The organism is Frankia sp. RB5, from assembly GCF_059816245.1.
The window spans coordinates 1-13255 of sequence record NZ_JCBATA010000067.1 but is presented as its reverse complement, the minus strand read 5'-3'; the positions used below and the strand labels follow the sequence as shown (position 1 = coordinate 13255).

At 69.0% G+C, this 13255-nt stretch carries 15 protein-coding genes and 1 pseudogene; 7 read left to right on the top strand and 9 right to left on the bottom strand.

Going from position 1 to position 13255, the window contains the following annotated elements; all coding sequences use genetic code 11:
- Positions 1-25 precede the first annotated feature (25 nt).
- Positions 26-1771 (bottom strand): methyltransferase, encoded by a 1746-nt coding sequence (locus AC6EXY_RS27025; protein WP_499818426.1) that lies wholly within the window; start codon positions 1769-1771, stop codon positions 26-28.
- A 665-nt stretch (positions 1772-2436) separates the two neighbouring features.
- On the opposite strand from AC6EXY_RS27025, the gene AC6EXY_RS27020 reads away from it, so the two are divergent.
- Together AC6EXY_RS27020 and AC6EXY_RS27015 are read left to right on the top strand one after the other, a co-directional pair.
- A complete protein-coding gene (locus AC6EXY_RS27020; protein WP_101834777.1) occupies positions 2437-2721 on the top strand; it encodes a type II toxin-antitoxin system Phd/YefM family antitoxin in 285 nt (94 codons plus the stop codon).
- Between the two features lie 74 nt (positions 2722-2795).
- Positions 2796-3002, top strand: coding sequence for a type II toxin-antitoxin system RelE family toxin (locus tag AC6EXY_RS27015; RefSeq protein WP_243408011.1), 207 nt, complete (start codon positions 2796-2798; stop codon positions 3000-3002).
- Positions 3003-3304: 302 nt separating this feature from the next.
- Here AC6EXY_RS27015 and AC6EXY_RS27010 read toward each other — a convergent pair whose 3' ends face one another.
- Complete coding sequence (locus AC6EXY_RS27010; protein WP_101834725.1) at positions 3305-3706, bottom strand: type II toxin-antitoxin system VapC family toxin; 402 nt, start codon at positions 3704-3706, stop codon at positions 3305-3307.
- Positions 3703-3951: a hypothetical protein gene (locus AC6EXY_RS27005; RefSeq protein ID WP_101834775.1), complete on the bottom strand. Its 249-nt coding sequence runs from the start codon at positions 3949-3951 to the stop codon at positions 3703-3705. Before AC6EXY_RS27005 ends, AC6EXY_RS27010 begins: the two co-directional genes overlap by 4 nt.
- Here AC6EXY_RS27005 and AC6EXY_RS27000 point away from each other — a divergent pair.
- Positions 3923-4543, top strand: a complete 621-nt coding sequence (locus tag AC6EXY_RS27000; protein ID WP_341477271.1) for a HepT-like ribonuclease domain-containing protein — start codon at positions 3923-3925, stop codon at positions 4541-4543. The genes AC6EXY_RS27005 and AC6EXY_RS27000 overlap by 29 nt on opposite strands.
- Here AC6EXY_RS27000 and AC6EXY_RS26995 read toward each other — a convergent pair.
- From AC6EXY_RS26995 to AC6EXY_RS26985, 3 genes and pseudogenes are all read right to left on the bottom strand, one after another.
- A complete protein-coding gene (locus AC6EXY_RS26995) occupies positions 4494-5279 on the bottom strand; it encodes a class I SAM-dependent methyltransferase (RefSeq protein WP_499818427.1) in 786 nt (261 codons plus the stop codon). The two genes, AC6EXY_RS27000 and AC6EXY_RS26995, sit on opposite strands and share 50 nt — an antisense overlap.
- A gap of 146 nt (positions 5280-5425) precedes the next feature.
- Positions 5426-5631: pseudogene (locus tag AC6EXY_RS26990) on the bottom strand (flavodoxin).
- Positions 5632-5674: 43 nt separating this feature from the next.
- Positions 5675-6466, bottom strand: coding sequence for an AraC family transcriptional regulator (locus AC6EXY_RS26985; protein ID WP_499818429.1), 792 nt, complete (start codon positions 6464-6466; stop codon positions 5675-5677).
- A gap of 110 nt (positions 6467-6576) precedes the next feature.
- Here AC6EXY_RS26985 and AC6EXY_RS26980 point away from each other — a divergent pair, with 110 nt between their 5' ends.
- Positions 6577-7437, top strand: a complete 861-nt coding sequence (locus AC6EXY_RS26980) for an NAD(P)H-binding protein (protein WP_499818430.1) — start codon at positions 6577-6579, stop codon at positions 7435-7437.
- Between the two features lie 309 nt (positions 7438-7746).
- On the opposite strand, the gene AC6EXY_RS26975 is transcribed toward AC6EXY_RS26980, so the two are convergent.
- Complete coding sequence (locus AC6EXY_RS26975; protein WP_499818431.1) at positions 7747-7878, bottom strand: hypothetical protein; 132 nt, start codon at positions 7876-7878, stop codon at positions 7747-7749.
- 83 nt (positions 7879-7961) lie between these two features.
- Here AC6EXY_RS26975 and AC6EXY_RS26970 point away from each other — a divergent pair, with 83 nt between their 5' ends.
- Positions 7962-8390 (top strand): TetR/AcrR family transcriptional regulator C-terminal domain-containing protein, encoded by a 429-nt coding sequence (locus tag AC6EXY_RS26970; RefSeq protein WP_499842428.1) that lies wholly within the window; start codon positions 7962-7964, stop codon positions 8388-8390.
- Between the two features lie 207 nt (positions 8391-8597).
- On the opposite strand, the gene AC6EXY_RS26965 is transcribed toward AC6EXY_RS26970, so the two are convergent.
- Positions 8598-9563, bottom strand: a complete 966-nt coding sequence (locus AC6EXY_RS26965; RefSeq protein WP_499818432.1) for a LysR family transcriptional regulator — start codon at positions 9561-9563, stop codon at positions 8598-8600.
- Positions 9564-9764: 201 nt separating this feature from the next.
- On the opposite strand from AC6EXY_RS26965, the gene AC6EXY_RS26960 reads away from it, so the two are divergent.
- Positions 9765-10610 (top strand): TIGR03619 family F420-dependent LLM class oxidoreductase, encoded by an 846-nt coding sequence (locus tag AC6EXY_RS26960; protein ID WP_499818433.1) that lies wholly within the window; start codon positions 9765-9767, stop codon positions 10608-10610.
- Between the two features lie 209 nt (positions 10611-10819).
- Here AC6EXY_RS26960 and AC6EXY_RS26955 read toward each other — a convergent pair whose 3' ends face one another.
- The gene (locus tag AC6EXY_RS26955) at positions 10820-12322 is read right to left on the bottom strand and encodes an MFS transporter (protein ID WP_499818434.1); all 1503 of its coding nucleotides are present in this window, start codon (positions 12320-12322) and stop codon (positions 10820-10822) included.
- Between the two features lie 86 nt (positions 12323-12408).
- Between AC6EXY_RS26955 and AC6EXY_RS26950 the strand changes: the two genes are divergently transcribed.
- A complete protein-coding gene (locus AC6EXY_RS26950) occupies positions 12409-12891 on the top strand; it encodes a MarR family winged helix-turn-helix transcriptional regulator (RefSeq protein WP_499818435.1) in 483 nt (160 codons plus the stop codon).
- Positions 12892-13255: the final 364 nt, after the last annotated feature.

The window sequence follows — 13255 nt, the reverse complement described above, 5'->3', positions numbered from 1 at the left end:
GGCGATTCCCAGGCCGGGCCAATCCCTACGCCGCCCGCGTCACCAACAACGAGAGACCGTGCCAGACGGGGAGGACGGTCTCGAGGACGAAGCCGGTGTCCGCCATCATCCGTGCGTACTCGTGGCGAGTCCGTTCCCGTCCACCGGTGATGGCGAGCATCTGCAGATCCCAGGTGAGAGCGGGAGAGGACACGGACTCGTCGGACAGCACCCGCTCGATCGCGAGCAGGGTGGTCCCCGGCCGCATCGCCTCCCGGCACCGGCCGAGCAGCCGCTCGCATCGCTCGTCGTTCCAGTCGTGCAGAACCCGGCTCAGAAGATAGAGGTCGCCCCGTGCCGGCACCTCGTCGAAGAAGTCTCCCTCGACGAGTTCGACGCGGTCGGTCGCGGCGGCGGCACCCGTGATGACCGACCGCGCGGTGACCGAGCCGGCAGTGATCACGTGTCTCCGGTCGAACAGCACGCCGGTCGCCAGGGGAGCCCGGTCCAGGATGGCGCGCAGCAACGTGCCGTCACCACCGCCGATGTCGACGACGCGACGGGCCGCGGAGAAGTCGTAGGCGCCACTCAGACGGGCGATCAACGCCTGCGTGGAGGCCGCCATCGCCCGGTTGAACCGTCCGCTCAGTTCGGGATGGTCCTTGAAGTACTCGAAGTGCTCGTGGCCGAAGACCTGGCCGAACGCGCTGTCTCCGGTCCGGACCGCATGTCCGAACTCGCCCCAGGCGGTGAAGAACTCGCCGCCGTAGAGAAGCGCCAGGTCGGCGAAGTCGCTGTCCCGCCGTAGCAGTTCGAGGATCGGCGTGCTCGCGTAGTGGTCGCCCGCAACGGCCACGACACCGAGACCGGCGAGGTAGCGCAGCAGCCGCGTCACCGCGGAAGGCTCGGCGCCGACTGTCGAGGCAACCTGTGGTCCGGTCAACGGACGGGCGGCCAGAGCGTCCGCGATACCCAGTTCCGCGGTCACGGACAATGCCTTCGTCGTGATATGCCCGGTCACCAGCTCGAGCAGACGTATCTCCGGCTCCGCCCCCGGGATCCTCGATGCCGGGACCGTCACATGCTCGGCGACCGTCACATGCTCGGCGGTGCGCTGGGCCGTGTACTCGGCCGCATGTTCGGCGAGCGCCCTCTGGCGATGTCCTCCGCAGAACAGTTCGAGCCGGCGGAATCCGCACCCACCCGTGCTGCCGTCGTCTGCCATGGCGAAGTAGAACACCGAGCGGCCGCCCTGGCCGGCCTGTTCGAAGGAGTTGTGACCACCGCCGTCGGCCCGCAGGCTGGTCCGGTGCGAGATCAGTTCCCGCGTGATGTCGAGGGATTCCGGTGCCGTTTCGAAGGCGATGTGCGTCTCGAAGGCACCGAGCCGTTCGCGGGCGGCGATGCCGTTCTCGTCCGCCCGGTTCTCGAGCCCGGGAACGACGAAGACCTCGAGTGCGTGGTGTGGGCGGCTCGGTCGCATGCCGGTCACGATGGACACCGAAAGAGCCTCCGGGGCCCGGCCGTACCGGTCGGCCAGCCGGGCCCGGACGAGGGTGCTCGGAACCGGCTCGCCCACCGCCAGGCCGCTCAGCCGGAGGAAGTCGACGACCTCGCTCGCCCGGTCCGGGAAGACGGCCAGAGCGATGTGCTTGACCGTGCAGTAACCGGCCAGGTCGGCGGCTGTCTCCGCGTCCCCGCCGAGTAGCAGTTCGAGGGCTTCTCCGGTGTCCAGAACGTCGATTTTGGACAGCATCTCCGTCAGGCGCGTGAGGTCGGGCACGTCGATCATGTCTGTCTCCGGGCTCAGGCCTCGTCGATCTCTCGAGCGGCGGCGTCGAGTCGTCGACAGGTCGGCTTTGCGTATTAGTTTTTGATGAACGTTGCGAAGTTCGCAGATCGAGGTCGCGGGTAGCTTATCGAGAAACTCTCGACTGCCGCCCTCCTCGGCGATCGTATTTCGCACATGACGTATCGCCCGCAGCGCGTACGGACCATAGCAGAAAGGATGAAGAAGACGCAGGTCGGTCGGTGGTGTCGCATCAGGGCTCGTGCATGCTCGCGTCACGACCGGGAGGGCGTGGCATCGCTCGCGTGGCCGGTGTGTCGGTCTTGTCAGGGAAAGTCGTGGAGGTTGGGGGCCGCGGTCGCGGTGATGTGGCCGCGGCGGTCTTCGAGGATGTAGCGGTAGCCGGCGGCGCGGAGCGTGTCGAGGACGGCGCCACAGAGGATCGCGAGGTCGGCGGGGCTCGGCCGGGCCGGACTAGGGCATCAGGCTCGCGGCCACGGTGGCTCCCAGCTCCCAGCACGCCTCCCAACCCTTGGCCTCCTCGCCCATCCTCCGCGCGGCTGCCCTTCTCACCTGCCCCGTCAACGACAGCCCCGCCGGACGAGCAGCTCGAGGCCAGACACCCTCCAGAACGACCCGAAAAGCGACCGGTCCCTATAATGACCTCCGTGGAGACCATTCCTATCACCGAGGCGAAGGCCCGCATCGCCGAGCTGGCCGAGCGGGTGGCCAGCCAGCATGATCATTTCACGATCACGCGCAACGGGCGTGCGGACGTGATGTTGATCTCCGTCGCCGAGTACGAGTCGATGCGCGAGACCCTCGATCTCCTGTCGGACGACGAGGCCCTCGCGGATCTGCGGCAGTCCCGGGACGACTTCGCCGCGGGCGACACCTTCACGCTGGGCGACGTCGCGGCCGAACTGAAGCAACGACGGGCCGGCGGAGGGTGACAGCCGCCGACAGCGCACCCTACGAAATCGCACTGTCGCGCAGGGCACGGAGAAACCTCCACGAGGATCTGCCCTTGGAGGTCGCGGCCGCCGCGCTGGAAACGATTCAGCGAGCAATCGCCACGAACCCCCACCGGGTGGGCAAGCCGCTGGACGAACCCTTCGACGGCTTCTACTCGGCGCGTCGCGGAACCTACCGCATCATCTACCGCATCGACGCCGCCAAGCATCTGGTAGAAATCCACTCCATCCGGCACCGACGAGACGTCTACCACCTCTGAGATCCAGATGCTTCTCTGCATACTGACGGGCAAACTCAGGACTTGTGGATCCGTTCGACGATGTCAGGGCCTATATCCCACCTTCGAGAGAGGCCACGGGAGCGCGCACCGCACGTTCCTGACCACCCCTACCGGTTCGGCCTGGCCTGGGTGTCGCGTCGCGCATCGTCGGATGGTTGATCTTCGCTGTCCGCCGGTGGTGCCTCATCGTACGGGGTCGTCCGTCCCTGCCACCGCCGCCGTCCTCTGCTGGCGGGCTGCGCGGTCAGGATTCTCCGAGCACGTGGTAGCAGCCGCGGCCGCTATCGGGTGACAATGACCGTCGCGCGGTGTCCGGCAGCGTTCTTGAGTTTGATGTCGCCGGTGAGCAGGTTGCAGCCGAGTGCTTCGGCGAGTGCGATGTAGGCGGCGTCGTAAGCACCGAGGGTGTGCCGCAGCTGCCACATCCGGGGGTGGTAGGGCCAGACCGGATGACGGGTGATCCGCAGGCGCGCGTAGTCAGCCAACATCTGCTCGCCACGATGAGCAGTGATCTTCTTTCCGGCGGCAAGCCCGCGGACTGTTGACGCGACCTCGACGTCGAGATGGTGCGGGGCGTGCAGTGTCCGCGGGGCGGACAGGCGCTGCCGGAGCACCTCGTCGCCATCGCGGACCGACAGCACGTCAATGACGAGCGAGCAGTCGACCACGTACGTGAGGGTCAACGCCGCCCCTCGTCGCGCGCCGCGAGGATGTCGTCCATGGTGAGCCCCACCGGTTCCCTGTCGCGGGCCATACGGGCGATGACCTCGGCGTTGGTCTCCGTGGCCGCATCGGCATCCATCAGGTCCCGCAAGTACCCGGACAGCGACTGACCGAGCGATCTGGCCCGTTCGCGGAGGACCGCGAGCGTCGTCGGATCGACATCGCGCACCTGGACGATGCCGCTCCCGTCGGCGGACTCGCTCATAAGATCCACGCTACCACGGATTCATGCATGGCGCATGAATCCTCCTCGATGCCCCACCAGATCCGAGTGCTACGGCATCAGGCTCGCCACCGTGCTGGCGCCCAGCTCCCAGCAGGCCTCCCCGTCCTTCGCGTCCGGGGTACCGATCACCCACCGCCCGCACCGCGCCGATCGTATGCCGCCTGACCCGCGAAAATACCTCTGCGATGCCGCGAACGCGGCTGGACTCGCCAGAAGCTTCGCCCATGGACAGCGCTTTGCCGGCTATCAGGCGAACGCGATGCTCCGCGCCGCCGCCGAGCGCGAGTTCGAAATCATCGGCGAGGCACTCAACCAACTATCCAAGGTCGCCCCGGGCCTCGCGGCCGCGATCCCCGGGCTCCCTCGAATAGTCGCCTTCCGGAACATCCTCATCCAGGAGCGGTTCCGTTTGGTCGCGGCCGCCGCACGTCGAGGTCGCGCTGTCGCGCAGAGCACAGAGAAAGATCGGCGAGAACCTGCTTTGGAGGTCGACGGGGACCAGCCAGACGCGGCGCCCACGATCAGATGTTCAAGGACGCAAAGATCGCTTCGAGGTGCACCGGTTCGGTGAACCTGCCGTCCGGCGAGTAAGCACGCAGCGCTTCGATGATCTCCTTCTCGAAGGAGGCTCGGCGCTCACCCAGCAGTCGCCTGATGGGGAACGAGGTCGAGTACAGGTAGCCGACGATCTGTTCGACCGTCCACTGCCGTTCGAACTCGTAGACGATACGTTCGGCCTGGCGGAACCGAGATCGGGCCAGGACAGTCTCATGGGGCTCCGTGGGCGGCGCGAAGACGCCACTGCCTGCGCGGCGGACGGTTCCGAGGAACTTCGCCTGTGTTTCTTCGATGGCACGTTGCCAGTCGGTGGCTGGCCGGACGAGGCAGTTGTCGTTGACGATCACAAGGCCACCGGTCGGGGTGATCATATCGGCAAGCATTGTCAGCACCCGGTCTCGGTCCATCCAGTGGAACGAGCGGCCCATGGTCGCGAACTGGAATCCGCCGAGGTCTGGGGGGAGGTTCTCCGCTCGTGCCTCTACCCACCTGATGTTGCGGATACGCGCGAGGCGCGCCTGCCGTGCCGCCTCCGCGAGCATGTCGGCTTCGGGGTCGACACCGACGGCGTCGTGCACCTGGCCGGCCAGCGCGATGGTGAGAGTTCCGGGTCCGCAGCCGAGGTCGAGAAGCCGACCCGTCCCCGGGAGGGAAAACCGCCGCGCGACTTCGGTCAGGAACGCCGTCGGGTAGCCGGGTCGGTGGCGTGCGTAGTGCACGGCGGTTCCGGTAAACAGGTCGCCGACCATGCTCGCAATCTATCGGCCCCGTGGAGGCACGACCACAAGATCGGGCCGACGGTCCGCCAGATCCGCCGTGCTCTGACGGGGCCCGGGTGGCTGGCCGGTAGACCTGGGCGCCGCGGCTCGGAGCCCTGAGTCCTGGCCCGTCCAGATCACACGGGCATCAGGCTGGCAGCGACCGTCGCCCCGAGCTCCCAGCATGCCTCGGCGTCCACCGCGCCGACGATCGACAGTGGCTCACGCAGGCGCTTCCACTTCAGGGCGGTCGTGATGGCCTCGACCCCGCGGATCGCGCCGGTCGTGTCGCTGCCGCCGTGGACGTAGAGGCACAGGGGCGGCCGACGGCGGCCTCAAGCACGGGATAGTAGAACTGGTCGCAAAACTAACATCAACAAGGGTGCTCAATGGCAGGGCATGGCGGCGGGCATCTGCCCGGTGACGAAAGCTCCGGGAGAGACGCCCATCATGCGGCGGAACTCGGCGGTCATGTGGGACTGGTCGTAGTAACCTGCTTCGGCGGCGAGATGGATAAGGGACTGCTGGCTGACGCCCGCGAGCACATGTCGCGTCCGCGCGATGCGGGCCACCTGTTTGGGCGGAATGCCGACGGCGTCGGTGACGAGAGTGCGCAGGTGTCGCTCGCTGACGTTCAGGCGCCGGGCTGTCACCCGAACCCGCGGTCCAGAGCTGGTCAGGGAGGTCAGGGCGATGGTCGCGCTGCGCACGAGTTCATCACGAGCCAGGTCGTGACGCGACCGAGTCCGCACCTGGTCCGTCAGCGTGGCCGCAAGTAGTCCGACTACCGCAGTGAGATCTGGCCCGAGCTTGGACAGCTCATCGGCGAGCCGATCACCCGCCACACCCCACAGGTCCCTCAGCGGGACGACTCGGTTGACGAGTCCGCGCAGGGGAAATCCCAGCAGCGACTGAGCCCGGCCGGGCCGCATTCGCATCTTGACGCAGAACGGCACCCGGCTCACCTCGAAATATTCGGCGCGAGTACGAGGCCCCATGACCACGAGTTCAGTGCGATCGCCGGTCGTCCGTACGACCAGCGCCGTCGCGGCGTCCGGAGCCTCGGCGCGGACGTGGTGCGCCGGCGCGCCGCCGGACGCGGCGGCGCTCAGTTGCGAGATCCATGGCCGCAGCCCGACAGGCAGCGGAGTGACGCGTTCCCAGTCGTCATTCACCACCGGCCCCACGATAGATGCCTGTCCGTGGTAAGCGGCCGCGGTGGCAGCGCCGACAGGGCGTGCCGAGATTTCCTATCCACCGCGGTATGCCCGCTGGCACCGTTGCCCACATGATCCTTGTCACCGGTGCCACCGGCACCGTCGGTCGCGAAGTCGTCCGACTTCTGGTCGCCCGTGGCGCGGCGGTCCGGGCGATGACGCGCAACCCCGCGAACGTTCCCGCCTCGCTCGGTGTGGACATCGCGCGGGCCGACTTCGACGACTCCGCGTCGCTTCGCGCGGCGGTCGCCGGCGTCGAAAGCGTGTTCCTGCTGACCGCGCCAGCATCACCCTCGCCCCACCACGACGTGGCCCTGCTCGAAGCCGCCGTCGCGGCCGGCGTGCGCCGAGTGGTGAAACTCTCAGCCATCGGGACCGGCGAGACCGACGACCACAACAGGACAGTAGGCGCCTGGCACCAGCAGGCGGAGCGGGCTGTGCGCACCAGTGGCATCGCCTGGACGGTGCTGCGGCCGTCCGCTTTCGCGTCGAACACCCTGTACTGGGCCCCAGCGATCAGATCGGGAACCCCGGTGCGCAACCTGACGGGGAACGGCAGGCAGGGCGTCGTCGACCCGCGCGACGTGGCCGCGGTCGCCGTCGAAGCCCTGGTCTCCTGCGCGCACGCGGGTCAGACCTACACCCTGACAGGCCCGGACCTGCTGGCCGTGCCCGACCAGGCCGCCCAGCTCGAAAGGCTGCTCGGCAGCCCGGTCACCACTATCGACGTACCGCTCGACGTGGTACGCAACGAGATGGTCGCCTCCGGACTGGACAGCTCCGTCGTCGACGTCATCGTCACCGGTTCCGGGTGGGCACGGGCGGGACGCAACGCGGTCCTCACCGAGGACGTGCACCAGCTCCTCGGACGCCCCGCCACCAGCTTTGAGGCCTGGGCACTCGACCACCTCGACACCTTTACGCAACAATGATCAAAGTAATCCGGGAAGTCGGGGTCCTACCCGCGCGCGAGCGACGCGGCGACGGTGGCGCCCAGCTCGCAGCAGGCCTCGCGGGCGGCGGCGTCCGCCTCACCGACAACCGACATCACGGTGTTCTCACTACTGGCAACGTGCCGTCTCGAGTCGAATCGCCGGCCATGGGCAACCGTCGGCTCGCCACCGGTATCGCGCGCCCGGAGGGCCGAGCTGCCGGTAGTGCGACCAACGCAAGGACGGCGGCGAGACCGAGCACCCCGGCGAGGTCCGCGGGCACGGTGGGGGCCGCCGTCTCGGAGCTCGTCATGCTCGCTTCTCCAGCCGGGAGCCGGAGCGCAGCGCGATGCTCACAAGGTCGCTCGGGGCGTCCAGCTCGAAGCGGTGCCAACGACCGCGCGGAACGACGAATCCGGTCCCGGCGACCAGGGTGACCACGGCCGGCTCCTCATGCGCCTCGTCGGGTCGCAGGTGGAGGCGGGCCTGCCCGGACAGGACACAGACGGCCTCCGCGCGAACGCATCATCACGGCCGCGACGGTCATCCGGGAGACGCTCGCCGCCTGGCCCTGGATCGTCGAGGTGCTCATCCAGGACAACCAGACGGGCCGGGCGGCGCTGTGGATGGTGGAGATGGTGCTCGACGGAGCCATCGAATGCGGATGTACTCCGGAGCAGGCCGTGGACCTGTACCGAAGCATCTGGTACTACACGGCTGGCGAGATCCTGATTCGGGCCGGCCGTGTGCTCCAGCGGGCCGAGAACGACCGTCCGGCCCGGCGCGACGCCCTCCTGCACGCCGCCGACCCCACCGAACTCCCGCACCTCGCAGCCCTGGCGGGACGCTGGGCCAGCCTTGCCAGCCGGGACACCTACTCCCTCGGCCTGCGCAGCCTCATCGACGGATTTCTCCGCGCCCTGCCAGATCACGCCGGTCCCGACCGGGCGTAGTGACAGCACCTCGGCCGCCGCCGGATCGATCAACCGGGTCGCGTCCCACCAGGAGGCTTTCCGTGTCCGAGCCTATGGCGCATGTCCGAGCCCATGCCGCACAGTTCTCCCCGCCGTGCGACGCCGGTGGCGCCACCTCGTCCCGCGGCAGCAGGCACCAAGAGCCCACCGGCCGCCGCTCCTCGGGCCGGGTCATGCCCCCCTGTCTCAGGACCCGATCAGCCGACGTTCGCTCCCGGCGCCCTGGTCCGGCTCAGGCCCAGGCCGCGTGGCCTCCCGCGACGGCGTGCGGGAGCAGTCGTGGCAGGTGTCGGCGAAGACGTCGACGAACGGCCGGTTGTCCACCGTGCGCCAGACGACGGCCAGTTCGCTGGGCGGCAGTCCACTGACGGGCCGGCACACGACGTCGTCGCGGTGGTAGATCTCGGCGTTACCGGCCGCGAGCAAGGTGATCCCCAACCCGGAGGCGACCGCTTCGAACGCCTCCTCGGCGGTCTCCGCCTCCCCCGCGATGACGGCCGAGGACTGCCGGGCGCCCGCTCCGAGCCAGAAGTCCCGTTGGGCGCCGGCAGTCCGCGGCAGCGCGATGAAGGGCTCGTCGACCAGATCGACGAAGGGCACCGTTGCCAGGCCAGCCAGGCGGTGCCGGGGCTGAAGCGCGACCCAGACGTCCTCGCGTGCCACGACCCGCCAGGAGAGCGATCCTGTGTCAGGCACCGGCAGCCAGGCGATCGCGACGTCCACCTCGCCGCCCGCCAGGCCGACCGTGGGATCGGACCAGGAGACCTGGCGGAAGACCAGCTTCCAGCCGGGAAGCCGTTGGCGCATCCGCGTGGTGACGTCCGGGATGAGGCCGCGGCCGATCCGGGTCTGAAATCCCACCCGCACCGTCGCCCCGGCCTGGGCCGATGCCTCCGCCACGGCGAGCAGCGCCGCCTCCCAGTCCTCGGTGAGTCGCCTGGCCAGCGGCAGCAGGGCCTCGCCGGCCGGGGTCAGCCGGACCGTCCGCCGGTCCCGATCGAACAGGGCGGCCCCCAGCGACTGCTCCAGCTGACGGATCTGCTTGCTCACAGCGGGCTGCGAGATGAACAGCCGATGGCTCGCCGCCCGGGTGAAACTCTGTTCCTCAGCCACCGCGACGAAGTAGCGGAGGTCCCGTACATGTACATCCATAGCCACTGGTTATAACAACGGGTCTTGGACCAGCCCGGAGCAGTGCGGGCACGCTGGCCTCGCGGGCCTCCAACCGCCAGGAGCCAGTCTCGAGAATCACCGCCGCACCGGCGCCGCCACCCGACGGCCCGGCCCTGGCCTCCGGTCGGCACGACGACCGGCGGGCGAGGACCCGATAGAAGCTTCCGAAGGAGCGCAGGCGTGGAACTGGGTGTCAGTGGACTGAACGCCAAGGCGACGGTCGGCCCGGAGGCAACCGTGCGGCTGGCCCGCCTGGCCGAGGAGCTGGGATATCGCTCCTGGTGGGCCGGCGAGCATGTCGTCCTGCCCAGCCCGAGGGTGCCGCCCTCACCGATGGACGCGACAGACCCGGTCCTTGACCCATTGGTACATCTGACATTTGTGGCCGCCGCCGCCCGGCGGCTCGAGCTCGGCACCGGGATCATCATCCTTCCCCAGCGCAACCCGTTGGTCCTGGCCAAGCAGGTGGCGAGCCTGGACGTGCTGAGCGGAGGAAGGGTGCTGCTCGGCATCGGCGCCGGGTACCTGGAGCCGGAGATGACCGCCGTAGGGGTGCCAATGGCGGGGCGTGGCCGTCGAACGGACGAGTATCTGGACGCGATGACATCGCTCTGGCTCGATCCCAAGCCCTCCTACGACGGGCAGTACGTCTCGTTCGGGAACGTCGACGCGCACCCGCGGCCGGCGCGTCCGGGCGGCCCGCGAGTCGTGATCGGCGGCCACAGCCCGGCCGCCTACCGGCGCGCGGTCGCTCGTGGACACGGATGGTTCGGTAACGGCACAGCCGCCGACCTGCCCACCCACCTGTCCGGCCTCGCGGCGGCGGCGGCCGCGATCGAGAGACCGGCCCGTCTCGGCCCCCTGGAAATCATCTACATGCAGCTCAACCCGGTCGAGGTCACCGCCGACGAGGCTCGCCGGTACGCGGAACTCGGGGTCGACCGCCTCCTCGTGTATCCACTACCGATCGAGGCAGAGAGGGATGTCGCCGACTTTCTGGAACGGCACGCCGCCCTCCCCCGCTGACGGACGTGGGTTCGGAGGCGGTGGCCTGCCCAGATCACTCCACCATCGGGCTGCCCGCCACCGTGGCCCCGTCGCCTCGGACAGTGAGGACCAACGGCTGGTCACCGTCATCGCCTGGGCACGGGAACATCCGGATCACCACGTCGCTGTCGACATGCTGGCCGCGCGGGCGCTGATGAGCCGCGCAGGAAGCCGTCACGGCGAGCGGCTCACGCGCCTCGTCGGAGCAGGCCGCGGGGGATGCGGCGATCGGCTGGCCTCGCTGCCGCGGGGGTCAGTGCGTCCGCGACAGGGCTGGCGGGGACCGTTGCGGGTGCAGTGAGGAGTCGGGTGAGCACCGCGATCAGGATGACCAGGGCGAGGCCGAGCCAGAGTGCGCCGGCGGTGGCATGGGCATAGCGGGCCGGGTCGGGGTGCGCGCCGAGGAGGGCGAAGAAGACATCGCCGATGATGGCGAGGCCCGCCGTCCCGGCGAGCTGCTGGATCGTGTTGAGGGTGCCGGAGGCGATGCCGGCCTGGTCAGGACGCACGCCGGAGAGTACGGCGCCCAGGTAGGCGGTCAGGATCACAGAGTTTCCCGCGCCGACGAGGGCGAGCTCCAGGACGAGCCAGGCGACGCCAGTGTGCGCGCCCGCGATCGTCAGCGTGGCGGCCAGCGGCACGATACCGAGAGCGCTCAGCACGCAGCCGGCCCGAATCACAGTCGGCGCTCCGTAACGGATGACGAGGCGACGGCCGCCTAGCGCCGTCGTGATCGCCATCAGCGCGAACGGTCCGAGGCTCAGGCCCGCGCGAAGCGGGCTCAGTCCAAGCCCTGTTTGTAGCAGCAGACTGATCGTGAACAGGCTGCTGGTAAAGAAGGCCATGAACGCGACGGCAATCGCAAGGCCCGCCACGAACGCGCGGCTCCCGAAGAGCGACAGGTCGAGCAAGGGCGTACCGCCCCGATGAGCGAGTCGGGTCTCGTGACGCAACGTGAGTAGCAGCGTCGGCGCCGAGGCGACGAGCGTCGCCCAGACCCAGGGCTTCCCCTGGACGTCGCGGCCGACCACCGCGGGGACCAACGCGAGCGCGATCGCGCCCGACACGCCGACGGCCCCTAGGATGTCCAACGTGGGACGGCTTGCCGACCGGGTCGCCGGCAGCATCCGCCACGCGCACGCCAGGATGGCCAGTCCGACCGGCAGGTTCACAAGGAAGATGGCGCGCCAGCGCAGCCCCGCCACGTCGGCGTCGAGCAGCAGCCCACCCAGCGCCTGACCGGCCACACTGCTCAACGCGCCGGTGACGCCGAACCAGGCCAGCGCGCCCCCGCGTTCGGCCGCCGGGAACACTCTGGTGATCAGGGCGAGCACCTGGGGCACCATCAGCGCGGCCGCGAGCCCCTGCAGCAGCCGCGCGGCGACAAGCTGGCCCGGACTCTGCGCGAGCCCGCACAGCACCGATGTGGACGTGAAGGCGCTCATCCCCAGCAGGAACATCCGTCGGTGACCGGCCAGGTCCCCGAGCCGGCCACCGATGACCAGCCCCGTGGCGTACGCGAACGCGTAGCCGCCCGTCACCAGCTCGAGCGCGACCGGCCCGGCGCGCAGGTCGGTATGCAGCGACGGCAGCGCCACGTTCACCACATTGAAGTCGAAGCCGTACAGAAAGGTCGCGGCAAGGACCACGGGCAGCATGGCCCACCGTCCGGGGAGCAGATCATCCGACATGCGTCCGATCCTGCCAATGATTGGCATCACCAGTCAATGGTGATGCCAGTCGATGGCACGGCCACCCTTGGCTGGTACGGTGAGGTGTGGCTGAATCTGCCGCGCTGTTGCCGGCAGCGCTACGTAACCGGGGTAGCTATGCGCTGATCCGGCTGGCAGCCCTGGTGCGCCAGGACTGTGCCGAGCAACTCGCCCCGCTGGCGATCAGTCAGGCGCAGCATGGGATCCTTTGCTGCCTGGCCGAGTTCGGACCGTGCTTCCAGAAAAACGTCGCCGAGCGGCTCGGCCTGGACAGCGGCGACCTGGTCGCCCATCTCGACGGCCTCCAGGACGCGGGGTTCATCGGCCGGGAGCGCGACACCCGAGACCGCCGCCGGCAGGTCCTGACCATTACCGAGAGCGGGCGACAGGTCATGCGCCAGGCCGAGACAGAGCTCGACGAGTCCAGCCACGGCGTGCTCACGATCCTGAGCCCGGCCGAGCGCGCCGAGCTCCATCGCCTGGCGACGCGGGCGCTGCTCGCCAAGGCCCCCGCCGCCTGGGCCACCGAGCCGACCGAGCCAGCCTGACGCGGGCGCTGCAGAGTCCCCCGACCCGCCCCTGAACCATCCACGTGGCTGGCGACACCGAGGCCTGGGCATTCGGGCGCGCGTTTCTTGACCACCATCGTGCGCGGACCCGATCGAGTGGATTCCAGGTCGGGCGTCCATACAGAGGGACCACGGCACGCCAGTTTCCAGGTAGTGCCGGCGGGGCTGCGTGAATGTGCGTCAGCGTGCGAGAGGCTGGTAGTAGACTAGGCCTAGTCTAGTACTACAGTTGCAGTGATCCTCGTGTGGCTGTTGCTGCTATGGCGTGGCGCTGGGCGGCGCGGATTCGGGTTTGGTAGTGGTAGTAGCGGCCGAGTGCTTGGTGCCGGCGGCGCCATTCCGA

Excerpts from the sequence above, each read along its gene's own strand:
- AC6EXY_RS27000 (WP_341477271.1), top strand. The coding sequence starts at position 3,923 with ATGCCGCTCCCGTCGGCGGACTCGCTCATAAGATCCACGCTACCACGG.
- AC6EXY_RS26995 (WP_499818427.1), bottom strand. The coding sequence starts at position 5,279 with ATGGTCGGCGACCTGTTTACCGGAACCGCCGTGCACTACGCACGCCAC.
- AC6EXY_RS27025 (WP_499818426.1), bottom strand. The coding sequence starts at position 1,771 with ATGATCGACGTGCCCGACCTCACGCGCCTGACGGAGATGCTGTCCAAA.
- AC6EXY_RS27005 (WP_101834775.1), bottom strand. The coding sequence starts at position 3,951 with ATGAGCGAGTCCGCCGACGGGAGCGGCATCGTCCAGGTGCGCGATGTC.
- AC6EXY_RS26965 (WP_499818432.1), bottom strand. The coding sequence starts at position 9,563 with ATGGATGTACATGTACGGGACCTCCGCTACTTCGTCGCGGTGGCTGAG.
- AC6EXY_RS26955 (WP_499818434.1), bottom strand. The coding sequence starts at position 12,322 with ATGTCGGATGATCTGCTCCCCGGACGGTGGGCCATGCTGCCCGTGGTC.
- AC6EXY_RS26980 (WP_499818430.1), top strand. The coding sequence starts at position 6,577 with ATGATCCTTGTCACCGGTGCCACCGGCACCGTCGGTCGCGAAGTCGTC.